Raw genomic sequence first — 23,663 nt, 5'->3', positions numbered from 1 at the left:
TTTAGTTACGGGTTTTTATTATAAAAAATTTAAATTTACATGCGTTCAAGAACCATAGCCGAAGCACCTCCGCCGCCATTACATATAGCTGCAGCTCCTGTTTTAGCATCGTTTTGTTCCAGTACATTCATTAATGTTATCAGGATACGCACTCCAGAACACCCAAGTGGATGACCAAGTGATACAGCACCACCATTCACATTTGTATTAGCATCGTTTAACCCTAATATTTTCATATTGGCTAATCCAACCACAGCAAACGCTTCATTAAATTCAAAGAAATCTACATCATTTAGTGTAATTCCTGCTTTTTCTATTGCTTTTGGTAAAGCTTTGGCAGGAGCTGTAGTAAACCACTTTGGTTCCTGTGCTGCATCTGCATAGCTTTTTATTTTAACCAACGGAGTAAGTTTTAATTCTGCAGCTTTTTCTGCACTCATAACAATAACCGCTCCGGCACCATCATTTATGGTAGAAGCATTCGCGGCGGTTACAGTTCCATCTTTGGAGAATGCGGGACGAAGTGCAGGAATTTTTTCAATTTTTACATTTTTGTATTCTTCATCTTCAGAAACGATGATAGGTTCTCCTCGACGTTGCGGAACTTCTACAGGTATAACTTCATTATCAAATTTACCTTCAGACCAGGCCTTTGCAGAACGTTCATAAGATTGTATGGCATAGGAATCTTGTTCTTCTCTGCTAAAATTGTGTTCTGTAGCACATAAATCTGCGCAAACACCCATGGCATTTTTGTCGTAGGCGTCAACAAGACCATCTTTTTGCATACCATCCTCAAAAGTTTGAGGGCCAAATTTGTGACCGGTTCTTAATCGTACATAATGAGGAATCAGGCTCATATTTTCCATTCCTCCAGCAACAATAATATCAGCATCTCCCAATGCAATGGCCTGCGCAGCGTGCATCACAGCTTTCATACCACTGGCACATACTTTATTGATAGTAGTACACGGAACATTATGACCAATTCCTGCAGCAATAGCAGCTTGTCTGGCGGGTGCTTGTCCGTTTCCAGCTTGTACAACATTTCCCATGAATACTTCTTCAACCAAGGAAGGATCAAGGTTAATCTTATCTAACGCACCTTTAATAGCAATTGCTCCTAATTGAGTTGCAGGAATTGTCGATAGCTTTCCTAAAAAACTACCAATAGGAGTACGTACAGCCGATACTATTACTACTTCTTTACTCATTATAGTTATTTTAATATGTGTATGTTTGTTCTTTTGCGAATTTAATGATTTTTAAAGGATCTTCATAAGGAAGTTACATATTGGATTTCGTAAGTTTAAATTTTAGAGATACACTTCATTTTTTTGATATTTATACTGACTTATTTTTTAGTACTTTTGATTAATTTATACGGGTATTCTGGTGAAAAACTATCTAAATAATTTTTATAAAAACCAATCTTTTATATATAAGGTATTCCTTTTTATAACAACCTTGGTTTTAATTGTATACTTATTCCCAAAAGGAGGAGTGTTTAAATATGAGTTCATAAAAGGAAAACCCTGGCAATATGAAAATCTATATGCGCCTTTTGATTTTGCTATTGCTAAAACTCAGGAAGATATTGACACCGATAAAAAGCGTATTACAGAGAGTGTGATTCCTTATTTTAAGTATGATACTGTTATACCTAATAACGCAAGGGATAATTATAATAGAGCTTTTAGAGAGAATTTAGAAACCCTAGATCAAAGCAGTGCTTCTAGAAAAGCTAAGCTTTTTGGACGGATTTTATTGAACGATATATATAGGTATGGAGTTTTACAAGAAACATATTCGTATGATAAGAAACGACAAATATTCTTAAATAAGGGCAATAAAGCAGAAGCAATTACTTACGGCCAAATTGCGACTCCTAATGCTGTAACGCAACTTATTAATTCTCGTATTGAAAATAGCGAATATGTTAAATTCAAAAGTGGGTATGTAGCATTATTTTATGATTTAGTAAAACCCAATGTGTCCCTGGATAAAAAACTAACACAAAGTACATTAGATAATGAACTTGCACAAGTATTATCTACTCGAGGTGGTGTTTCTAAAGGAAGTAGAATTATAGCAAAAGGAGAAGTAGTAGAAGGAGACCGTTTGCAGATATTGAATTCTCTGAAGGCTGAGTATCAATCGCAGGTTTGGAGTGATAAGAATTTTTATTGGATCGTTTTTGGATATAGTATTTTGGTTTCATTAGCGTTGTTAATGTTGTTGCTTTTTATAAAAAAGTATCGTCCTGAAATATTTAAAAATAATACCCAGATTACCTTTATTGCTTTTAATGTTTTAATCATGGTACTGATAACCACATTGGTTGTCAAATATAAATCAGAATATATTTATATAGTACCCATATGTATATTACCATTAATTCTAAAAGCATTCTTTGATTCCAGATTAGGATTGTTTACACATGTAGTTACAATACTAATTTTAGGATTTGTGGTTCCTAATAGTTATGAATATACTTTTTTACAGATTATCGCCGGGATTGTTACGATTTTAACAATTTCAGAATCCTATAAGAGAGCGAATTTATTTGTATCTGTTGGACAGATTACGATGATCTACATTTTGGCATATATTGCTTTTCATATTATTCATGAAGGTAGTATTAGTGATATTGACTGGATGACTATAGGTCTTTTTGTAATTAGTGGATTTGCAACATTGATTGTTCACCCTTTAATCTATGCATATGAAAAAGTATTTGGATTAATTTCTGATGTTTCATTATTAGAATTAAGTGATACGAATTCTTCATTATTAAAAGAGTTATCAGACAAAGCTCCGGGGACTTTTCATCATTCTCTAAATGTAGCCAATATTGCAGAAGCAGCAGCGAATGAGATAGGGGCCAATGCCATGTTGGTGCGGGTAGGAGCATTATATCATGATATTGGTAAAATGACTAATCCGATTTATTTTACAGAAAACCAAACAGCATCAGGTAACGCTCACGATGTTTTATCTTCTGGAGAAAGTGCCAAAATTATAATAAACCACGTCATAAGAGGTGTAGAAATAGCTAAGAAAAATAAGTTGCCTGATCGTGTTATTGATTTTATTAGAACACATCATGGAACCAGCACAGTATATTATTTCTATACAAAGGCTAAAGAAGTTAATGAAAATGTTGCCATCGAAGATTTTCAGTATCCTGGACCAAAGCCTTTTTCTAAAGAGACGGCAATATTAATGATGAGCGATAGTGTGGAAGCAGCTTCAAAAAGTTTAAAAAATCCTACTAGTAGTTTAATTGATTCTTTTGTAGAGAAAATTATTAATAAGCAAATGGAAAACGGTCAATTTCTGAATGCTAATATTACCTTCAAAGAAATTCAGCAAATAAAAAAAGTGTTCAAAAGAAAGCTTACCAATATTTATCATCTTAGGATAGAATACCCCGAATGATTTTTTAAGAAATGGTTGCTAACTGTAAATACGAACATATCTATGGCTATACTGAAAAAAAACCTACTTCATTATAGTACAAAATCCAAACTTTTCGGCTGAAAACCATTACTCAAGATGAGTTCAATAACAAACCTCAGTTATTTTTGGTGATCAGTAATTGATATTTTCTATTTCTACTCGATAATCGAGATTTAAATGCTCCGTATTCCTCGAAATGGAAAATATTTTTTTCAGTAAAGACCTCGTGTCTTGCGCCGAGCTAGTTTATTTTTCAGTGTACTAAGTGATTAGAGTTTTATTCTTTTTTAAAATAAAGTATGGTATGTTATTTGATAAGGATATTCAATATAAAAAACGAATCATGAAAAAGACTCAATTACTTCTAATTACCAGCTTATTTCTTAGTACATTAACTTCTTTTGCACAAGTAAGAATTGGAGGAGGTGTATCCATTGATATTAATATAGATCTTCCGCTTCCAGAAGTAGTAGTGGTCTCCAGAAGACCCGAACCTGTTATTAGAAAACCAAAACCCAACAGACCTATAATACATACTTGTGATCATAGATGTAATCATAATGATGTATATAGTTTTGGAGAAATTCAAAATCAAAATGGCCCTCAAGGTAGGTATGTTTATCAAGTTACTAACGCCGGCTTAGGAGGATTGAACAATGGAGCAGAGAGTATATTATATACCTTGGATACTGGAGAAACTCTAGAACTGATTATAAGAACCATGAATCCGGATGACTATAATTATCATTATAATAACGGGTATCATAATTCATCAAACAATGAAATAATTGCAATACTTCTAAACGGACAGGAAATAGCTGTAAAAGACGGTAGTTTGTCTTTGCAACCAAAACATGGGCGAGGATTTCATTCAGTATTAAACATTCATGCGATGTATGAAGGAGATTTTAATGGGACGGTTAATTTTTAGATAAGTATTTTTTATCCATCCAAAAAGTTCCAAAAGGAATAACAGAGCATAGCAGCACAATCATTAATGTTTTTATATTCCATTTTTTTTCTGGTTTTACCAAAAAAGCAAAAACGATATAGAGTAGAAATAAAAATCCATGTGCCATTCCTATTATTTTATTAGGTCCCGGAGATTCAAAAAAATATTTTAATGGCATCGTAACAAAGAGGATAAGTAAATAGGAGATCCCTTCAAGGTAGCTAATAAATCTAAAAATAGTAATCATAGAATGTATCTTTTATAAAAAAGGTAAATTTAAGTGATAACCCTATTAGAATCACACACAGTAACTATTTTTTAGCATTATATTCTAATTCGAATATTTCAAGATTAAAATATGAAACAGCCGCCAGTAAATGGTCAAATATATCTGCAACAATGTTTTCATAATTTTTCCAGACCTTATCATTACTAAAAGCATAAATTTCTAATGGAGTACCCTGCGCTGTTGGTGGTAACTGACGGCTCATTATTGTCATATCACTATTGATATACGGATGATTTTCTAAATATAATTCTACATATTTCCTAAAAACTCCCATGTTAGAAAGGTTTCTTCCGTTTATCAAAACTTCTTTATCTATTTTATACTGATTATTATAGGATTGTACTTTAGCTTGAGAATTAGTGAGATATTCTTTTATAAGCACTATTTTTTTTAACCCTTCGATATCATTTTCTGATAAAAATTTAATACTTGATGCCTTGATTAGAATAGATCGTTTAATTCTTCTTCCCCCAGAATCGATCATCCCTCGCCAATTTCTAAAAGATTGAGAAGTGAGGTGATATGTAGGGATAGTAGTAATTGTTTTATCAAAGTTTTGAACTTTTACAGAGGATAAATTAATCTCGATTACATCACCATCAGCTCCATATTTCTCCATGGTAATCCAATCGCCAATGCGAACTGTATCATTTACCGCTACTTGTATACTTGCTACAAACCCTAAGATGGTATCTTTAAATATTAAAAGTATCACTGCAGACATGGCTCCAAGAGCAGTGAGAAAAGTCCAAATTGATTTTCCGGTAATTGACGAAAAAATAAAGATGCCTCCAATTGACCAGATAAAGATCATAAAAACCTGAATATAGCTATCTATGGGTTTGTCCTTAAAAGATTCTAGTGATTTTAAAAAATCTCTGAATGTTCTTAGGATACTTCTAACAATCCATATCGTTAAGGTGATTGTGATAATATCAAATAGTATTTCCAGATATCTTTCTGTTGTAGGAAACGCGACAAATAAATACGGAATTATCCAAATACTCAGCGATAAAGGAATAACATGAGACAGGTAATCGAATGTTTTATTTTTTACCAGATAATCATCAAAGGTGTTTTTTGATTTTGAGGCATATTTTTTAAAAATATTTAGAAATATTTTTCTTATGACCCAGTCAATAACAAATAAAAAAAGTAATAGGAGTATAACACCAATAAGAACATTTAGATATACAGCGACTTCTTCAGAAACACCCTTTGATACCAGAAGATCATGAAAATACTGAGTAATTTCTTTCATTCAGATTACTATCTTTTTCTAAAATATTATGATAATGTGACTTTGTAGCTAAACCAAATTAAATATAGCTGCGGCATACAAATAAAATCGTACGAAACGTAATAGTCCAAAAAGTAAATAATTTATAAATGGATATTTTATCATTCCGGCAGCGATACTAGTAATCGAAAAAGGAATAGGAAGCAAGGCTCCAACAATTATTAAAAAACCGCCCCATTTTCGAGTGTTTTTTAGATGTTTAGCCATTTTTACTTCTAGATATTCGTGAACAGAAGGTATTTTGGTAATCGATTTTCCTATAAAATAGGAGATAACGCCACCTAGATACGATAGTAGTGCAAGTATCGATAAATAAAGTATCGGACTTGTTGCTTTGTCACTCCAGGCTATAAAAATTTCCGGCGGAATCAACCCTAACAATGATTCTGAGGCAAAGAATACACTGAAAACTATATAATCCTCATAATTTTCTGTAACATAGAACAGTAGATCATTGATATTAATTACAAAAAAATTGAGGATCAACAAAGCTGCTATAAAAAGTAGGATAGGAGGTAGTGCTTTTTTTAGACTAGCTCCCAGAAATTTATAAAACCCTGTGTAGCTGTAATATTGATGTAATAATTGTAGGCGTGTTTTTTTAACAGATTTGGAGTTTGTTTTCATAGCAATTTTTCCATAAGGGAACAAAAATAATAGATTCTAACTTTTTTGCTGTTTATAAAATCTTAAATTTTGTCGTAATTGTATAATAAAAATTACAAAAAAATAACAGAATCAGGGTTTTAACCCTGTGACATTGCACAAATTCACTACATAAAACTTTTTAAAACTAAAACAACCTTGAAAACTTCAAGGCTGTTTTTTATAGTAAATTAGCTAGATATTCTTAGGCTAACTATGCTAATAATGCATTTCTATAATCACTCAAATCCATAAGGTTCATCTTATTTTTTAGATCCTTAAATAAAGATACAAGGTACATAAGACTTTCAGTAGGATTTACATTTTCATCAGTACTTAGAGAAGTTTCATTGCCTTCTATAGGTTCATCATCTGGTATCGGAATTAAGAAAGTATCATTCTCTACGATATGTTCACAGGTAAGTCTTAATACCTTAACGACTAATGGGATTTGTTCTTCGAGAGCATGAGATCTCAGACTTTTTAGATCATCAATTAATATATCTTTATTAATTCCTGAGTGTTCCAGATCTGTCAGAATTTTGTCGATTAATTTGAGCGCATTTTTATTTTCCAAGGATGATAGAATTAAATTTAATTAAAAAATAATTACGCAAATTTAATCCTTTATATAAATCTTTAAAATCTTTTAAAACAATTAATTTTAATTTAAATGTTAAATAAAAATATTTATAAGGGAATAATCTCCTGATTCCGAACGATTTTACTTGTAAATACCTAGTTATCAGATGTTTATTTTTAAAAAAAAGAAGTAATGCTTGTATTCCAGCTAAAGTTTGAGGTAAAACCGTAACCATATATCGTTAATCCTTTTTATCTTTGACAAGTATTCCAATTACAATTTTTCCCTTACTTTTTTTGTTTTCCCCAACACTTACCTCCTTGAATACAGGAGGTAAGTTCTTCTTGGGGTATTTCGTTTTAATTTTTTTTAAATTTAGGAAGTAAAATCATCCAGATCTAATAATAGATCTTCACCGAAGTCTCAGCTATTTCTTTGCAGATTATTTGTTTTTAAGTGTTTCAGCTTGATGCTTCCAATTATCTCTTTCAATTCGTCCAGGGAAGAATTGTATAAGTTCTGTCACTGTATCAATATCTTCTTTATCAAACTTACTAATTTGATCAAAGGTGTATATGCCAATGCTATTTAGCTTTTTCTCTATAAAAGGACCGACACCCCTTATGAGTTTTAGATCATCTTTTTGTGATTCATCCGCTGTTCCGAAACTGGAAAAATTTAATTTTGGCTGTTCTTTTTCACCTGATATTGCTGGAATAGTTTCTGATTCAACTGTCGTTTCTGCAGGAATTGTATTATTAAAAGTTGTATTCGCTTTTTGATAATTTCCACTTCTAAGTCTTTCTTTCTCTTTCAAACATTTATCTAAATCTTCCTTGTATTTATTTTTGATAGCCCATCTAGATAAAAACCATCCTAATAAAAAGGCCAGGAATAATAATAGTAGTAGACACCACCAATTCGCTTCATTTAAAAAATCTAACATAGTTATGGTTATTTAATTTACAATAATTTCTATTCTTCTGTTTTTTGCCCTGCTTTCCTCTGTATCATTCGGCGCAATAGGGCTAGACTCTCCTTTGGATAAGGCAGTTAGTTTAGTAATCAAAATACCTTTGGAAACTAAATATTTTTTTACATTATTAGCACGTGTTAAACCATACCATTGATTAGATTCTTCATCTCCGATATTATCTGTATGTCCGGTTAAAATAACTTTTTTGTCGGGGTATTTGCCTAAGTAATTTTTGAGCTCTAATGCATAATTTGCTAAGGTAGCGTCTGGTTTAAAATCTTTGGAGCCAAAATCAGAATACAAAATTTTATTTGTAATTCCTTTTTCAATCTCTTTCAGTCTGGATTGATCTATTTTGTTAAAATTAAGTATGATTCCTCCAGTATAATGTCCATTAGCGTTATAGTCATAATCATATAACCTGGGTTTGGTAATAACACGATCTCCATTGATTCCTGCTTTTATTAAAATATCTTTAATAAAATTAGCTCTTGATAACCCCAAATTAGCTCCACTACTTTTTTCTACATGAGTTTCATATCCAAGAATGATTAATTCCTGATCCTGCTGTTTGCCCAGGTAATTGACTATCTGTTCTTTAAAGTCTAGAATTTCGTCAGGAATATGAACACCTCCATTAGCATTGTTTATTCGTAAATTTTCAGAATATCTAAAAACATCGACACCTGATGTATTTTTAGCAAATAAACCTCGGGCTAAAGCTAAACTATCTTCATATGCCTTTCTTGCAAGTGCTTCTGCTGCCGGATCTGTTTGTTCTTTAACAATAGAAGGTTCTGTTTTTTTTGATCCCAAACACCAATTACAGGAAAAGTACCACCACATTCCAATGAATGCAAAAAGAAAAAAAATCAGAAATGAAATTAAATTTTTCATATGTTGTTTGGTTAGTATTTGTTTCTTAAAGTTATAAAAATGTTTTTATTAAATGATTATATTTTAGCTATTTATACTTGGAAAAAAGATGAATAGCAAAAAATTTAGCTGAAATACAATTAAGAGAAAAATATTTTTTATAAATTCGCAGTGTGTATATCAAGGAAACTAAAATGAATATAATTCTTTTACATCATCATCATTCTTACATTCTCGCCCAGGCGTGGTAAGTTGATATGTGTAAAGATTAATCATATATAATAACCCGTTTGAGCATTTTCAGACGGGTTTTTTTGTTTTAAAACTTGTTTTGGAATTGATCAAACATAACAACAATAAATAATAATGTCAAAAATTAGAATTGCTATTCAAAAAAGCGGAAGGCTCAATGAAGATTCTGTTCAAATTTTAAAAGATTGTGGTATCTCTATTGATAACGGAAAAGATCAATTAAAGGCTGCTACCAGAAATTTTCCTATGGAGGTTATGTTTTTACGTAATGGAGATATTCCTCAATACCTAAGAGATGGTGTAGTAGATATCGCTATTATTGGAGAAAATGTATTGGTAGAAAAAGGGAATGATATTACCATTGTAGAGCGATTAAACTTCTCTAAATGTAAAGTTTCTCTTGCTGTACCCAAAGATTTTGAATATAACTCAATCCAGGATCTTAACGGAAAGAGAATTGCTACTTCATATCCTAATACAGTGAATCAATACCTGGAAGAAAAAGGAATCTCAGCAGAATTGCATCAAATATCGGGATCTGTAGAAATTGCTCCAAATATTGGATTAGCAGATGCCATATGCGATATAGTTTCTAGCGGAAGTACCTTGTTTAAGAATAATCTGAAAGAAGTAGAAGTAATGCTCACGTCAGAAGCAGTACTGGCTTCATCACCTAAAATTAGTGATGAAAATATAAAAGTATTAGAAAAACTTCAGTTTAGGATAAAAGCAGTGCTCAAAGCAAGAGCATCCAAATATGTTTTATTAAATGCGCCTAATGATAAGATTGATAAAATAGTCAAAATCTTACCCGGAATGAGAAGCCCTACAGTATTACCACTCGCAGAGAAAGGATGGAGTTCTATTCATACGGTAGTAGAGAAAAATAAATTTTGGGATATTCTTGATGAATTAAAATCTGAAGGTGCCGAAGGTATTTTGGTATGTCCAATAGAAAAGATGGTATTATAAGAAGTAAGATACGATGAAGAAGATATATAAGCCAGAGAAGGATACCTGGTCCAAAATCCTGGAGAGACCCACGCAAACAGTTGCAGATATCGAAGATATTGTTTTGAATATTTTTAATGAAGTAAAGGAAGATGGAGATATAGCAATTAATAGATATACAGAAAAATTTGATAACGTAGTATTAGGTGAAATTTTGGTAGCGACTTCAGAAATAAATGAAGCCGTGAAATTAGTGAGTAATGAGCTCAAAGAGGCGATACTTCTTGCAAAATCTAATATCGAGAATTTTCATACGGCTCAAAAAACTGAAAGAGTTTCTGTCGATACTACTGCAGGAGTGTCCTGCTGGCAAGAAAAAAGACCAATTCAGAAAGTTGGATTATATATCCCAGGAGGTACAGCTCCATTGTTTTCTACGATACTAATGCTTGCAATACCTGCAAATATAGCTGGATGCAAAGAAGTTGTTTTATGTTCTCCGCCTAATAATCAGGGAAAAATTGATCCTGCTATTTTGTATGCAGCAAATCTTTGTGGAGTAACCAAAATTTTTAAGGTTGGAGGGATACAGGCAATTGCAGGAATGACCTTTGGCACAGAAACAATTCCGCAGGTATATAAGATATTCGGACCTGGAAACCAATTTGTAACTGTAGCCAAGCAGTTAGCCACAAAATTTGGAGTTGCCATTGATATGCCGGCAGGACCCAGTGAATTATTGGTAGTTGCTGACGATAGCGCAAATGCCTCATTTGTTGCCTCAGATCTATTGAGTCAGGCTGAGCACGGTGTTGATAGCCAGGTCATCTTGGTGTCAACATCAAAAATGCTTATAGATGCTGTAGAGAAAGAAGTACATACACAATGTAAAACATTGCCAAGAAAAGAAATTGCAGAAGCTGCAATTGCAAATTCTAAACTAATGTATGTAGAGACTGACCAGGAAGCTTTGGCATTAATTAATGAATATGGCCCGGAGCATTTTATTATTTGTGTAGAAGACGAAGATTATTATATAGATAATATCAGTAACGCAGGTTCTGTATTTATAGGTAATTATACTCCAGAAAGTGCGGGAGATTATGCCTCTGGAACAAATCATACATTACCGACAAATGGATATGCAAAGCAATACAGTGGTGTGAATCTGGATAGTTTTCTGAAATCGATGACTTTTCAAAAAATATCAGCAAAAGGGATACAAAATATTGGTAATGCAATAGAATTAATGGCAGAAGCAGAAGGATTACAAGCACATAAAAATGCAGTGACCTTACGATTGGATAGTTTAAAGAAATAGAATTGAGTGCTATCTGATATCAAGAGATATGATAGATTGATATTTTATTTTTTACTGCTAAAATCTAAAATGAATGAACACGACAAAATTTGATATACAACGATTAATCCGAAACAATGTCAAAGGATTAAAACCATATTCCTCTGCTCGTGATGAGTATGTTTCTGATGGTTCAGAGATGGTTTTTCTGGATGCTAATGAGAATCCTTATGAAAATGGGGTGAATCGATATCCGGATCCGCAGCAAAGAACCTTAAAAACGGTGCTGGCAGAACAAAAAGGAGTAGATATAAAGAACATTCTCCTGGGGAACGGAAGTGATGAAGTACTAGATCTATTATTTAGAGCTTTCTGCGAACCAAAAGAAGATAATGTCATTACATTACCACCTACCTATGGGATGTATAAGGTATTGGCAAATATAAATAATATAGAAGAGCGGGAAGTAATATTAAATTCTGATTTTGAACCTGATACAGGTAAGATCCTAAAAGCTATAGATGCCCGTACTAAAATTATTTTCCTATGTTCTCCCAATAACCCGACAGGAAACTCTTTTTCGGATCAGCGAATTATAGAGATCGTACGTAGTTTTGAAGGATTGGTGGTAATTGACGAAGCTTACATTGATTTTTCCTCTCAAAAAAGCTGGATACATAGCATAAAAGAGTTCCCGAATCTTATTGTTACCCACACACTATCAAAAGCATATGGCATGGCAGGCATTCGTTTGGGGATTTGTTATGCATCTCCAGAAATTATAGGAGTACTAAACAAAATTAAACCTCCCTATAATGTAAATGAGTTAACACAGCAAAGAGCCTTACAAAAAGTTTCGGATCAAGAAACTGTAAAAAAAGAAGTGACTACTATTTTAGAAGAAAGAGTAAAGGTAATTGAGGCACTTTCAGAAATATCGTGTATTCAGCATATTTATAAAACGGATGCTAATTTTGTATTGGTTAAAGTCGATGATGCTACTCTTAGGTATAATCAACTTCTGGATAATGGGATTGTCATTAGAAACAGACATACACAACCTCTATGCGAAAATACATTGCGTTTTACAATAGGTAGTCCTGTAGAAAATAAAAAATTAATACACACATTGCAAAGCTTGTAAATACCATTCCCCTGATGTTTGGGGTTTAGAGAAAAAATGAATAAGAAATGAAAAAAGTACTCTTCATAGATCGTGATGGAACGATCATCAAAGAAACTGTTGATGAGCAAATCGATGCTTTCGAAAAAATGATTTTTTATCCTAAATCATTTACCTATTTAGGGAAAATAGCTAAAGAACTCGATTATGAATTAGTTATGATTACTAATCAAGATGGATTAGGAACAGATGTTTTTCCAGAAGATACCTTTTGGCCGGTACATGATTTTATATTGAAATCTTTTGAGAATGAAGGAGTTGTGTTTGATAAAGTGTTTCTTGATAGAACATTTCCTCATGAAAATGCGAATACACGTAAACCTGGAACGGGGCTGCTGACAGAATATTTCTCTGATGCGTATGACTTAGAAAATTCTTTTGTGATTGGAGATCGTTTGACAGATATGGAATTAGCAAAGAATCTTGGAGCCAAAGGCATTTTTATCAATGATCATACAAACCTGGGAACCGGAGAAATCACCATCAAAAGAGATGAATTAGATTCGCATATAGCTATAGAGAGTAATGATTGGGAAAAAATTTATGAATTTCTAAAGCTGAAAGAACGAGTTGCTGAGATTTCAAGAAAAACAAATGAAACGGATATATATATAAAAGTAAACCTTGATGGCACTGGGATAAGCAATATCAGCACCGGGTTAGACTTTTTTGATCATATGCTGGATCAGATTTCGCGCCACGGACAAATGGATCTGGATATTAAAGTAAAAGGTGATTTAGAGGTTGACGAACATCATACTATAGAAGATACAGCAATTGCTCTCGGGGAAGTTTTTAGTTCGGCTTTAGGAAATAAATTAGGGATCGAGCGTTATGGTTTTTGTTTGCCGATGGATGACTGTTTGGCTCAGGTAGCTATTGATTTTGGTGGACGTAACTGGTTAGTTTGGGAAGCAGATTTTAAACGAGAAATGATCGGTAAGATGCCTACAGAGATGTTTTATCATTTTTTCAAATCATTTACGGATGGAGCCAAAGCAAATCTAAATGTAAAAGCAGAAGGAACGAATGAGCATCATAAAATCGAAGCCATATTCAAAGCATTTGCAAAAGCAATAAAAGTCGCTGTAAAACGAGATCCGGAGAAAATGGTTTTGCCAAGTACAAAAGGAGTTCTATAATACTGGAAAATAGAAGTTAGAAGTAAAACAGTCGTTAAAATGAATACGGTATTTATAATGTTATTTAGATTATAAAACAAGCTGTGCCAACAGCATTCATACTAACCGAAACCAAAGTCTGGATGGAGAATACCATCTGACAACCAAAAAAATGGTAAACTACCTCGAGGGAAGCCCACGAGGGATTTATTGATAAAAGCATTTTGATTTCGAGGCAAGCCTCGGAGCAGTTAAATCTCGATTATCGAGCAAAGAGAACAGATGAGAATAGTTATTATAAATTACGGAGCAGGTAACATTCAATCCATAAAATTTGCTATTCAGCGATTAGGATATGAAGCCATATTGAGTGATGATCCTTTGGTTATTAAAGCAGCCGATAAAGTTATTTTCCCAGGAGTAGGTGAGGCGAGTAGTGCTATGAAAAAACTCAAAGATTCTGGATTGGATATCGTTGTGCCAGAACTAAAACAACCCGTATTAGGGATTTGCTTAGGAATGCAATTGATGTGTAATCACACCGAAGAAGGAGATACCAAAGGATTAGGGATCTTTGATGTAGCAGTAAAGAAGTTTAATGCAGGAGTCAAAGTGCCTCAAATAGGCTGGAATCAGATAGAATCCTTATCATCCCCGTTGTTTGATGGGATAGAGGAGAAAGATTATATCTATCTGGTGCATAGTTATTATGCACCTGTTACCAGCGATACTATTGCCAGGACAACCTATGGTGTGGATTATGCTACAGCATTACACAAAGATAATTTTTACGGAACCCAGTTTCATCCAGAGAAAAGTAGTGTGATTGGTGAGAAAATTTTGAAGAATTTTTTAGAAATTGGAAACTAGAAAAACAAAACTGAGTGGTGTGGAGGATATGAAAGTAAGAACCAAAACAGAAGAAGCTTATGAATTATAAAGAATTGTAGTGGGTTTAATTAAAATAACTAAAAAAAATAAAGTCTGAATATTTCTAATTTCAATTTTCGTATTTCAATTTTTAACACATGAGAATAATACCAGCAATAGATATCATAGAAGGAAAATGCGTTAGACTTTCTAAAGGGGATTATGATACAAAGAAAATATATAATGAAAACCCATTAGAAGTAGCCAAGGAGTTTGAAGATCACGGGATTCAATATTTACATTTAGTAGACCTTGATGGTGCAAAATCAAAACATATTGTCAATCATAAAGTATTAGAGTTAATTGCTTCAAAAACAAGTTTAAAAATTGATTTTGGAGGAGGTTTAAAAACAGATGAAGACTTAAAGATCGCTTTTGATTGTGGAGCAAATCAAATCACTGGAGGAAGTATTGCCGTAAAAAACCCTGATATATTCAGATCCTGGTTGGCCAAATTCGGAAATGATAAAATTATTCTTGGTGCAGATGCCCATCATGAAAAAATTGCCGTAAGTGGTTGGCAAGAAGAAAGTGATCAGGAGTTGATTCCTTTTATTCAGGAATATCAAAAAGAAGGAGTGGCGTATGTAATTTGTACTGATATTAGTAAAGACGGAATGCTAGAAGGTCCTTCATTTGATTTATATAAAAAGATTTTGGATAAAACAAAAGATATTAAATTAATAGCTTCTGGTGGAATTTCTACTTTTGATGAACTGCCAAAACTTGCTGATTTAGGTTGTGAGGGAACTATTATAGGTAAGGCTATTTATGAAAATAGAATTGGTTTAAAACAGTTAGAGCACTATATTATAGGAATGTAGGAAATGGTTTAAACTTTTTTGATTCTGGCGAGAAATAGTTGTTTTTTTAGTCAATTGATGTGTTTTTTGCAGTTCATAGTAGAGAAACGCAGAAAATTGGGTCGAAAAGAGGGTTTTATAGCGAATTAACAAAAGTTTAAAATCACTCACTAGGTTAATCATAATAGGTTTTTAAAAACGTATCAGGTTTCAATTTATAATAATTATGAATGAAGAAATAAGTAATGAGTTTAAAGAGCACATCATCTATAGGCTAAATGAAAGTTCTAGAATGATTTCAATAAGTTTTGAGCAATTATCAGAAGAAGACATCTGGAAACGATTTAATGAATCTTCTAATAGTGTAGGTAATTTGATATTACATTTATGCGGAAATATTACTCAATATGCCATTGCTTCTTTAGGAAAAAAAGAAGATAACAGAGAGCGTGATCTTGAATTCGAAACGAAAAAAGGCTTTACAAAAAGACAACTTTTAGACAAATTAACGTCTACAGTGTATACCGCTATAGAAATAATTAATGAACTATCTGTAGATGAGTTGATGCGAAAACGAGACGTACAAGGTTTTAACTTTTCTGGAATCGCCATCGCAATTCACGTAGCTGAGCATTATTCATACCATACGGGACAAATAGCATTTTGGACCAAACAATTAAAAAATAAAAGCCTGGGCTTTTATGATGGTATGGATCTAAATGTAAAAAATGAATAAATAGTGTTTGGTCGGAAATACAGCAAAATCAAATTTGTATCTTTTTGCGAAATTTAGATTTATTTTCAATTGTCTGATGCTATGGCATCCACTTCAAAAAATAAAGTCTAAATTTCATCAAAAATCTTTCAAATTGTGAAAATCGTCTATTTCCGACCCAGACACTAAATAATAAAGTAGTAAGTATATGATTTTGTATGTAGTACCCAATACTTATAATAGTAATTTATGTTAACGAAAAGAATTATACCATGTCTGGACATTAAGAATGGTCGAACTGTGAAAGGAGTAAATTTTGTAGATCTAAGAGATGCAGGTGATCCTGTAGAACTAGCCCAGTTATATTCTGAGGCTGGAGCAGATGAACTGGTCTTTTTGGATATTTCTGCAACAGAAGAAAGACGTAAAACCTTGGCAAATCTCGTGCTGCGAGTTGCCGAAAGAGTGAATATTCCATTCACTGTAGGTGGCGGAATATCATCCATAGAAGATGTTGATATTTTATTGCAAAATGGAGCAGATAAGGTTTCTGTCAATTCTTCGGCTGTAAAGAACCCACAACTGATTAATGAGCTAGCAGGAAAATTCGGGAGTCAATGCATCACAGTTGCCATAGATGCCAAGCAAATAGATGGCGAATGGATAGTGCATTTGGTTGGAGGTAAAGTTCCTACAGAATTGCGTCTTTTTGATTGGGCAAAAGAAGTAGAAAGAAGAGGAGCAGGAGAGATTTTATTTACCTCAATGGATCATGACGGGACCAAAGATGGTTTTGCTAATAAAGCACTGGCCAGGCTATCTTCAGAATTGAATATTCCTATTATTGCATCAGGAGGTGCGGGTAATATTCAACATTTTATTGACAGTTTTAAAGAAGGAAAAGCAGACGCAGCATTAGCGGCAAGTGTATTTCATTTCAAAGAGATAGACATTAAAGTCCTAAAAAAGGAATTGAGAAATAATACAATACCTGTTCGGTTATAAAAAAAAACTTCAGTAGATTACCAGACTTATAGATTTAGTTTTTATCGTGGGGATTAGGTTTGCTGATGTATATAGAATAATATGGAAATAGATTTTAATAAAAATAATGATGGCTTAGTACCCGCAATTATTCAGGATGCTATCACAAAAAACGTTTTAATGCTTGGGTATATGAATCAAGATGCCTATCAAAAAACAATAGCTTCTAAAAAAGTAACATTTTTTAGCAGAACAAAAAATCGTTTATGGACCAAGGGAGAAGAAAGTGGAAATTTTCTAAATCTGGTCGATATAAAAAATGACTGTGATAAAGATACACTTCTGATTACTGTAACCCCTACCGGGCCTACTTGTCATAAAGGCTCAGATACCTGTTGGGATGAAGAAAATACTCAATCTTTTGGATTTTTATCTACCTTAGAAGCCGTTATTAAGCATAGAAAAGAAAATAAAGAAGATGAGAAATCTTATGTAGCATCATTGTTCAGGAAAGGAATGAATAAAATTGCACAGAAAGTAGGAGAAGAAGCGGTAGAGGTTGTGATTGAGGCAAAAGATGATAACGAAGAATTGTTTCTTAATGAAAGTGCAGATTTGTTATTCCATTATTTGATCCTACTGCAAGCAAAAGGTTATACCTTAAAGGATGTAGTAAATATTTTACAATCAAGAGGCTAAAAGATAATCTGAATAAAATTTTTAAAGGCACTATCTCCGGCAATAGTAGGCTTTCAGAAATTTTGCATTGGTTGTTTTCATATTATACGTGTTCCAGAATATAATTATAGTTTTTGACGTGATTTTCCTTTGCTGTGTTCTTCATTGTCGTAAACCAGAGAAATGTTTCATATTACCCCCGACTTACTACCCAGCAGCGGGAAATTATGAATAAAAATACTAGCTGTGAAACAAAAAGGAAAATATAAGTTGCGAGACATTGTTGATGCGATCTTATATGGCAACTACGCATCGGTGCCCAGTGGCGTAATCTGCCAGACAATTTTCCCAAATGGGGTAGTGTTTATTATTTTTTTCGCAAGTGGAAAAGCAATGGTACTTTGGAAATGCTGAATGTTAGCTTGAATAAAATGGAACGAATACGACAAGGAAAAGAAGAGACGCCAAGTCTATTGATAGTCAGTCGATAAAATCAAGACCATTTACACATCTGGACAAAGGAATAGATGGAAATAAAAAAATTAACGGTAGAAAACGACATGTGATCACAGATAGACAAGAAAACATTTATGAAGTGGGTAGAAGAAAATATAGCTGGATTCGAAGTCGGGATCTCATCCGCACCTCCTTCCTCCAAAGGATTTGTTCCGTTAAAATGGAGATGGGTAACAGAAAGAACTTTTGGAATCTTTAATTTATTCCGAAGGCTTGACAAAGACTATGAAAAAACAACAGAAAGTCAAGAATCTTGGATATTATGGCAAAATTGTCAAATGATTCTCAATAGAATCACAAAATAACTAAAAATTATTTTTAAACATACTCTGAATTGATTAAAAAACACTATGTTTTCACTAGAATCAAAAAAGTTAAAACTATTTCATTTAAATTCTTTGTTGAAGAACTACAAAATTTAACTTGATTTCATAAAAAAACTACTTTCTTAGGTTATATCTGCATTTTAATTGTCTTTACAGTGTAATACATAATTAGCTATCCCTTGAAAATTTATTGTCAAAACATAATATATTGATTTCACTAGTGTTTCGAGAGGTTTTATGTCTGGATAACTTTATTAAACTTAAACACATGTATCCAGAGTCATGAGGTTGAAATATAGTGATTTACATTATTGTTTTTAGCTTAATTATGTCTTTTTTAAAAAAACGGGGGATGGATAATGTAATACATAAGCATATATGTAATATAGATTAGAGGATACGTACATTCAAAACGAGTTCTTCTAATCTATAAATTAAATAATTAGTATTAACTTAAAATATAATAATATGACAAGGAAGGATGAAAATTTAGCATCGCGATTGTACAATAGACTAAATAAGAAAACTTGATACCTAGGTCCAAGAGAAGAAGTTAAAGAAAATGTATGTGTCAATAAATATAAAACTTGCATTACAATGAAAAGAACAAAAAGGGAAGTCAAAATTAATACTTCAAATTTTTTTTTAGCAATCATGTTTTTAAACATGCCAGTTATTTTATTTTCCCAAAGTACAGCTAAAATGGATATAATTGAACAGCCACTATACAAACCATTAATTGAAAGATATATACTTGATGAAATAAAAAGTTTAAGACAAGAAAATCAAAGCTTGAGAGCACAGGTTACAAAACAAATTTCTGAAGCAAAATTAGAGTCATCAGATAGGGCAATTAATTATACCACAAGTACAATAAATAATGTTTTTTACATAATAACAGCGGCAGCTTCATTACTAGTATTGTTAGGTTGGCGTTCTCTGAATGATATAAAAAAGAGCCTAAAGAGTGATATGGCAAAGAAAATAGAAACTCTTACCGTGGACTATGAAAGTCGTTTAAAGCAAATTGAGGTGAAAATGACTGAACGATCGAAAATCATCATAGAAACGCAAGAAAACATAACAAATACAAATTCGATTCACTCTTTATGGATGCGAGCTGGGCTAGAAAAAAGTGAAGAAGACAAAATTTCAATATATGATGAAATTTTATCTATAAACCCGGATGACATTGAAGCCATGACCTATAAGGCTGATGCATTATTAGAAATAGGAGAAATACGCTGGGCATTGAATCTTTTAAATGCTGCTATTGAATATGATGATGAGTATTCTCTTGCATACTGGCAGCGTGCTTGTGCCAATGCAAAATTGAATAAACAAACCGAAGCATTAAAAGATATAAAAAAGGCACTAGAATTGTCAGATACCCTACAAGAAGAACTGCTAAATGAAAAACATTTTGAAAGCTTGCGGGATAATAATTTTTTTAAGCTATTAATTTCCAATTCGTAACTACTGGAACTTTCAAATAGTATTTCAATCAAAGAAGAGGAAGTGACTAATCATACAATACTATATATTTTATAGCAGTAAATAGGGTTTTATGGTTACAAAAGTTCTGTACTCTTTGCCTGCATCGTCAAATCTTTAAAATTACCAGATATGGAAATATTCTAAAATTTGATATTTAAGAATGAATAAAATGAACTACCCCGCCACCTTCTTGACCGCTCAGAAATATTATGTAGATTCAGGATTTTTTTAATAAATATCGGAGAATTATCATATATACCACTGTGAATTTCGCTTAAATATTTGATGTATGTCACATTGAAATACAATAGTTTATACTATCCATTCTAAAGCTTTTATTTAATGCGATATTTTTATATCTTTATTGGGGTCAATTCCCTGAAAACAGTGATGGTATTGATCGAGAAATTATATAATTTTGACAGTAAGAAACGATTGGTTTTTTTAGCAATAAAGTTTTTAAAAAAATATTGATTTCATAGGTAACAAATCCATTGTGTACGACATAAAGTATAAAACTAATTAATTTTGATTTATAAAGAAAAACTACTCACCCTATTTTTTGGATTATTTTTAGCTTCATCAATCTTACATTCTCAGTGTAATTTGCAGGAAACTATTTCTGTTTGTAATATGGAAACTATAGATTTTGATGGAGACGGTAATTCGGATGGTATCATAAATTTATATGATGAATATACTACGGCTACAGGGCTTACCATTCAGAATGGAACCTGGACTACAGATCCCAGATTAACAATAGTCCTGGATCCGGTGACAGGAAATGTGGGTTTATGGTCATTAGAACGTTCTACCATAGACGAGACAATTGATAACTATATTTTTGAACTTCGTAACGCAGATTGTGGTGATGACATTGCATTGACTATTCGGCTAATTTTAGGACCTTACTCGGGAGTAGCATTGCCTCCTTTTGGTATTAATAATGTTAACGTAGAAACCTGTGATTCAGAATCTTTTGATTTGTTTGAAGCCTTGGTTTCTGATGCTAGTATCCCACCGCCACATTTGAATGGAGAATGGTCATATAGTGGTAACAGTTCTAGTTTTATAAGTATTTCGGATTCTGATCTTTCGGTAGAAATTCCTTATCAACCAGGGCTTCCTTTGGTGGATCAGGAAGTTTTTGAATTAGTATACACTGTTCCGGGAATTGATTCCTGCCAGATATCTCAGGAAACTACCGTAAGAATTTCGGTTGTCAGACAGGTAGACTCGGGAAATTCTGATGTTACAGCTATCTGTGAAGATGCTATATTGGCAGGGCTATTTGATGCAGATATAGATCTAAGAGATGATATGTATCTCCAGGGAGAAGATATAGAAGGAATATGGTTACCAGATATTGACTCTACCGGACAAATATCGAATGAGCAAGATTCTTTTATTAACCTAAGAGAAGTATACAATAATTTAGTTGATAACGGGAATAATTTACGTTTTGGATGTGAAACATTTGATTATTATTATAAGGTAAATCAGCGGTCAGGCGTATGTAGAAATGATAGTACGGCAGTTTCTTTTACTTTGTATGAGCAATTAAGACCATTTAGTCAGCAAGAAGATCCACTTCAGATATGTGCAAATGAGTCTCCTGGAGGTATACGGTTATTTGATCTATTAAATTTTACAGTAGAAGGAACAACTGGTTTTGTTTATACCAACGAAAACTATGTGAATTGGCGTTTGGTTTCGGGAGTCTCTGATCTGGGAATTATAGATCAAAGGGATGAAGGTTTTGGTCACCAAGGCGTAATAAATACTTTTAAAGAAACACCTGGGCTTTATGTTTTTGAATATGGTGTAAGTCCCAAAATAAATTGTCCAGACCCTTTAGACATATGTAATCCATTTGCTTTAGAAAATGAACTCGGGTATTGCGTGCATCCTTGTGATGTTATAACCGCTCAGGTTACCGTCGAGATTTTGCCATATGATTATGCCGGAGAAGACACTATGGAATTAAGTTTTTGCGAGACTCAGGGTTCTGTAGATCTTAGAAGTTTATTGATAACTAATGGTACAGAAACTATTGCTGATACGGGTATTTGGCGGGATGATAATGGAAACATCATAGAGGATGTTTTTGTATTTCCTGATATAACAAATAATCAGACTTTTTCATTTACGTATGAGACAAATCATGCAACCAGTAATTGTAGGGATGAAGCGACACTTTCATTTACAATTTTTAAAGAACCCAATGCTGGCGCTGGAAGTGGATCAGATATTGTGATATGTTCTGATCATTTGACAGTAACACTCTTTGATTTATTAGAAGGAGATCCCGATACCACAGGAATCTGGACAGGTCCTTTTGGATATACATCTCCTGATCATCTGGGTGTTTTTGATATCAATGATGATATGCTACCTGTTTTGGGAGCCGGAGATTATACCTATACAGTAGGAAGTAATCCTGGTTGCAGTACTCAGGATCAGGCTACCGTAACAATCACTATTGTTGAGCCTGTATCGATAGGAAATGATAGAAGTGGCTCTTTTTGCAGAATAGAGGGGCGCGTAAATCTTTTTACACTATTGGATAATGACACACCAAGAATCGGAAGTTTTCAGGATATTGAAAATACGGGAGCCCTGACACCAGAAGGGGTTGTAGAATTAGACTTATTGCCTAATCCAGATAACCAAACTAATAATATATATAACTTTAGATATGTCATTCCTAATACTGCTCCTTGTGATGAGTCATCGCTACAGGTAACGGTACAGATTATTGATGTGCCAGAGCCTGATGTTCCGGATCAGGAGTTTTGTATTCTTGATGCTGTACACCTAGATGATATTGAAGTAGATGTAGTTAATTATAATTGGTATGATACTGTAGAAAGTGATGTGCCGATTATTAATAACCCAATACTTTTTGATAATCAAGTATATTTTATAGCAGCGGTTGATGCCGATAATTGTGAATCAGAAAGAGTGAAGGTGACCATTAATATTCTCAATATGGGAGAACGGTTTTCGAATGGAGAATTATGCACACTTGATTTTCAGGATGGTGTTTCCCCTGATGGCAATAATCAGAATGATACATTTGATTTGTTACTGGAAGATGAATTTAATATTGCCGAAGCTTTTCCGGATTTTGTATTAGATATTTATAATAGATATGGAACAAAAGTCTATGAAGGTAGTATTGATACAGAAGAGTTCAGAGGAGAAAGCAATATATCCTTGCGATTAGGAGATGATCTTCCTTCAGGAACTTATTTCTATATTTTTACTCCTAATTTCGAAAATAATTTTCCGATTCAAGGAAGTTTTTACCTAAGCAGATAA

22 protein-coding genes are annotated in these 23,663 nt (G+C 33.0%); 15 read left to right on the top strand and 7 right to left on the bottom strand.

Features of this window, described 5'->3' with window-relative positions:
• Nucleotides 1-35: 35 nt before the first annotated feature.
• Entirely contained in the window at nt 36-1,214 is a 1,179-nt protein-coding gene (locus tag F0000_RS09740) for an acetyl-CoA C-acyltransferase (protein ID WP_149624527.1), read from the bottom strand.
• A 181-nt stretch (nt 1,215-1,395) separates the two neighbouring features.
• Here F0000_RS09740 and F0000_RS09735 point away from each other — a divergent pair, with 181 nt between their 5' ends.
• Nucleotides 1,396-3,441, top strand: a complete 2,046-nt coding sequence (locus tag F0000_RS09735; protein WP_149624526.1) for an HD family phosphohydrolase — start codon at nt 1,396-1,398, stop codon at nt 3,439-3,441.
• 364 nt (nt 3,442-3,805) lie between these two features.
• Nucleotides 3,806-4,393 carry a hypothetical protein gene (locus F0000_RS09730; protein ID WP_149624525.1) on the top strand — a complete coding sequence of 196 codons (588 nt, stop codon included), beginning with the start codon at nt 3,806-3,808 and terminating at the stop codon, nt 4,391-4,393.
• Here F0000_RS09730 and F0000_RS09725 read toward each other — a convergent pair.
• From F0000_RS09725 to F0000_RS09700, 6 genes are all read right to left on the bottom strand, one after another.
• On the bottom strand, nt 4,383-4,661 hold the full coding sequence (locus F0000_RS09725) for a DUF3817 domain-containing protein (protein ID WP_149624524.1): 279 nt from the start codon (nt 4,659-4,661) through the stop codon (nt 4,383-4,385). The two genes, F0000_RS09730 and F0000_RS09725, sit on opposite strands and share 11 nt — an antisense overlap.
• A gap of 64 nt (nt 4,662-4,725) precedes the next feature.
• Nucleotides 4,726-5,964: a mechanosensitive ion channel family protein gene (locus tag F0000_RS09720; RefSeq protein WP_149624523.1), complete on the bottom strand. Its 1,239-nt coding sequence runs from the start codon at nt 5,962-5,964 to the stop codon at nt 4,726-4,728.
• A 48-nt stretch (nt 5,965-6,012) separates the two neighbouring features.
• The gene (locus F0000_RS09715) at nt 6,013-6,630 is read right to left on the bottom strand and encodes a YqaA family protein (protein WP_149624522.1); all 618 of its coding nucleotides are present in this window, start codon (nt 6,628-6,630) and stop codon (nt 6,013-6,015) included.
• A gap of 232 nt (nt 6,631-6,862) precedes the next feature.
• Nucleotides 6,863-7,225, bottom strand: a complete 363-nt coding sequence (locus F0000_RS09710; protein ID WP_149624521.1) for a hypothetical protein — start codon at nt 7,223-7,225, stop codon at nt 6,863-6,865.
• A gap of 448 nt (nt 7,226-7,673) precedes the next feature.
• A complete protein-coding gene (locus F0000_RS09705) occupies nt 7,674-8,177 on the bottom strand; it encodes a hypothetical protein (protein ID WP_149624520.1) in 504 nt (167 codons plus the stop codon).
• Nucleotides 8,178-8,189: 12 nt separating this feature from the next.
• Nucleotides 8,190-9,104, bottom strand: coding sequence for an OmpA family protein (locus tag F0000_RS09700; protein ID WP_149624519.1), 915 nt, complete (start codon nt 9,102-9,104; stop codon nt 8,190-8,192).
• Between the two features lie 345 nt (nt 9,105-9,449).
• Here F0000_RS09700 and hisG point away from each other — a divergent pair, with 345 nt between their 5' ends.
• From hisG to F0000_RS09635, 13 genes are all read left to right on the top strand, one after another.
• A complete protein-coding gene (gene hisG / locus F0000_RS09695; protein ID WP_149624518.1) occupies nt 9,450-10,307 on the top strand; it encodes an ATP phosphoribosyltransferase in 858 nt (285 codons plus the stop codon).
• Between the two features lie 13 nt (nt 10,308-10,320).
• Nucleotides 10,321-11,607, top strand: coding sequence for a histidinol dehydrogenase (gene hisD / locus F0000_RS09690; RefSeq protein ID WP_149624517.1), 1,287 nt, complete (start codon nt 10,321-10,323; stop codon nt 11,605-11,607).
• Between the two features lie 73 nt (nt 11,608-11,680).
• The gene (hisC, locus tag F0000_RS09685) at nt 11,681-12,730 is read left to right on the top strand and encodes a histidinol-phosphate transaminase (RefSeq protein ID WP_149624516.1); all 1,050 of its coding nucleotides are present in this window, start codon (nt 11,681-11,683) and stop codon (nt 12,728-12,730) included.
• Nucleotides 12,731-12,777: 47 nt separating this feature from the next.
• Entirely contained in the window at nt 12,778-13,911 is a 1,134-nt protein-coding gene (gene hisB, locus F0000_RS09680) for a bifunctional histidinol-phosphatase/imidazoleglycerol-phosphate dehydratase HisB (protein ID WP_149624515.1), read from the top strand.
• 261 nt (nt 13,912-14,172) lie between these two features.
• On the top strand, nt 14,173-14,760 hold the full coding sequence (gene hisH / locus F0000_RS09675) for an imidazole glycerol phosphate synthase subunit HisH (RefSeq protein ID WP_149624514.1): 588 nt from the start codon (nt 14,173-14,175) through the stop codon (nt 14,758-14,760).
• A 158-nt stretch (nt 14,761-14,918) separates the two neighbouring features.
• A complete protein-coding gene (gene hisA / locus F0000_RS09670) occupies nt 14,919-15,644 on the top strand; it encodes a 1-(5-phosphoribosyl)-5-[(5-phosphoribosylamino)methylideneamino]imidazole-4-carboxamide isomerase (protein WP_149624513.1) in 726 nt (241 codons plus the stop codon).
• A 205-nt stretch (nt 15,645-15,849) separates the two neighbouring features.
• Nucleotides 15,850-16,359 carry a DinB family protein gene (locus F0000_RS09665; RefSeq protein WP_149624512.1) on the top strand — a complete coding sequence of 170 codons (510 nt, stop codon included), beginning with the start codon at nt 15,850-15,852 and terminating at the stop codon, nt 16,357-16,359.
• 228 nt (nt 16,360-16,587) lie between these two features.
• Nucleotides 16,588-17,343, top strand: a complete 756-nt coding sequence (hisF, locus tag F0000_RS09660) for an imidazole glycerol phosphate synthase subunit HisF (RefSeq protein WP_149624511.1) — start codon at nt 16,588-16,590, stop codon at nt 17,341-17,343.
• A gap of 81 nt (nt 17,344-17,424) precedes the next feature.
• Nucleotides 17,425-18,021, top strand: a complete 597-nt coding sequence (hisIE, locus tag F0000_RS09655; RefSeq protein WP_149624510.1) for a bifunctional phosphoribosyl-AMP cyclohydrolase/phosphoribosyl-ATP diphosphatase HisIE — start codon at nt 17,425-17,427, stop codon at nt 18,019-18,021.
• A gap of 275 nt (nt 18,022-18,296) precedes the next feature.
• Complete coding sequence (locus F0000_RS28585) at nt 18,297-18,491, top strand: transposase (RefSeq protein WP_149624561.1); 195 nt, start codon at nt 18,297-18,299, stop codon at nt 18,489-18,491.
• Between the two features lie 99 nt (nt 18,492-18,590).
• On the top strand, nt 18,591-18,821 hold the full coding sequence (locus F0000_RS09645) for a transposase (RefSeq protein ID WP_149624509.1): 231 nt from the start codon (nt 18,591-18,593) through the stop codon (nt 18,819-18,821).
• 618 nt (nt 18,822-19,439) lie between these two features.
• Nucleotides 19,440-20,318 carry a hypothetical protein gene (locus tag F0000_RS09640; protein WP_223148891.1) on the top strand — a complete coding sequence of 293 codons (879 nt, stop codon included), beginning with the start codon at nt 19,440-19,442 and terminating at the stop codon, nt 20,316-20,318.
• A 549-nt stretch (nt 20,319-20,867) separates the two neighbouring features.
• Entirely contained in the window at nt 20,868-23,663 is a 2,796-nt protein-coding gene (locus tag F0000_RS09635; RefSeq protein WP_255452688.1) for a gliding motility-associated C-terminal domain-containing protein, read from the top strand.

This window comes from Aquimarina sp. RZ0 (genome assembly GCF_008370685.1).
Classification (GTDB): domain Bacteria; phylum Bacteroidota; class Bacteroidia; order Flavobacteriales; family Flavobacteriaceae; genus Aquimarina.
The sequence above is the reverse complement of the archived record's forward strand: the minus strand, read 5'-3'. Positions and strand labels throughout refer to the sequence as shown.

What these genes read in the sequence shown, in the direction of transcription:
- F0000_RS09640 (WP_223148891.1), top strand. Translation starts at nt 19,440, where the DNA reads ATGAAAAGAACAAAAAGGGAAGTCAAAATTAATACTTCAAATTTTTTT.
- F0000_RS09715 (WP_149624522.1), bottom strand. Translation starts at nt 6,630, where the DNA reads ATGAAAACAAACTCCAAATCTGTTAAAAAAACACGCCTACAATTATTA.
- hisD (WP_149624517.1), top strand. Translation starts at nt 10,321, where the DNA reads ATGAAGAAGATATATAAGCCAGAGAAGGATACCTGGTCCAAAATCCTG.
- hisH (WP_149624514.1), top strand. Translation starts at nt 14,173, where the DNA reads ATGAGAATAGTTATTATAAATTACGGAGCAGGTAACATTCAATCCATA.
- F0000_RS09725 (WP_149624524.1), bottom strand. Translation starts at nt 4,661, where the DNA reads ATGATTACTATTTTTAGATTTATTAGCTACCTTGAAGGGATCTCCTAT.
- F0000_RS09740 (WP_149624527.1), bottom strand. Translation starts at nt 1,214, where the DNA reads ATGAGTAAAGAAGTAGTAATAGTATCGGCTGTACGTACTCCTATTGGT.
- F0000_RS09700 (WP_149624519.1), bottom strand. Translation starts at nt 9,104, where the DNA reads ATGAAAAATTTAATTTCATTTCTGATTTTTTTTCTTTTTGCATTCATT.
- F0000_RS09645 (WP_149624509.1), top strand. Translation starts at nt 18,591, where the DNA reads ATGAAGTGGGTAGAAGAAAATATAGCTGGATTCGAAGTCGGGATCTCA.
- hisA (WP_149624513.1), top strand. Translation starts at nt 14,919, where the DNA reads ATGAGAATAATACCAGCAATAGATATCATAGAAGGAAAATGCGTTAGA.
- hisB (WP_149624515.1), top strand. Translation starts at nt 12,778, where the DNA reads ATGAAAAAAGTACTCTTCATAGATCGTGATGGAACGATCATCAAAGAA.
- F0000_RS09720 (WP_149624523.1), bottom strand. Translation starts at nt 5,964, where the DNA reads ATGAAAGAAATTACTCAGTATTTTCATGATCTTCTGGTATCAAAGGGT.
- F0000_RS09730 (WP_149624525.1), top strand. Translation starts at nt 3,806, where the DNA reads ATGAAAAAGACTCAATTACTTCTAATTACCAGCTTATTTCTTAGTACA.
- hisF (WP_149624511.1), top strand. Translation starts at nt 16,588, where the DNA reads ATGTTAACGAAAAGAATTATACCATGTCTGGACATTAAGAATGGTCGA.
- hisG (WP_149624518.1), top strand. Translation starts at nt 9,450, where the DNA reads ATGTCAAAAATTAGAATTGCTATTCAAAAAAGCGGAAGGCTCAATGAA.
- hisIE (WP_149624510.1), top strand. Translation starts at nt 17,425, where the DNA reads ATGGAAATAGATTTTAATAAAAATAATGATGGCTTAGTACCCGCAATT.
- F0000_RS09705 (WP_149624520.1), bottom strand. Translation starts at nt 8,177, where the DNA reads ATGTTAGATTTTTTAAATGAAGCGAATTGGTGGTGTCTACTACTATTA.
- F0000_RS09665 (WP_149624512.1), top strand. Translation starts at nt 15,850, where the DNA reads ATGAATGAAGAAATAAGTAATGAGTTTAAAGAGCACATCATCTATAGG.
- hisC (WP_149624516.1), top strand. Translation starts at nt 11,681, where the DNA reads ATGAACACGACAAAATTTGATATACAACGATTAATCCGAAACAATGTC.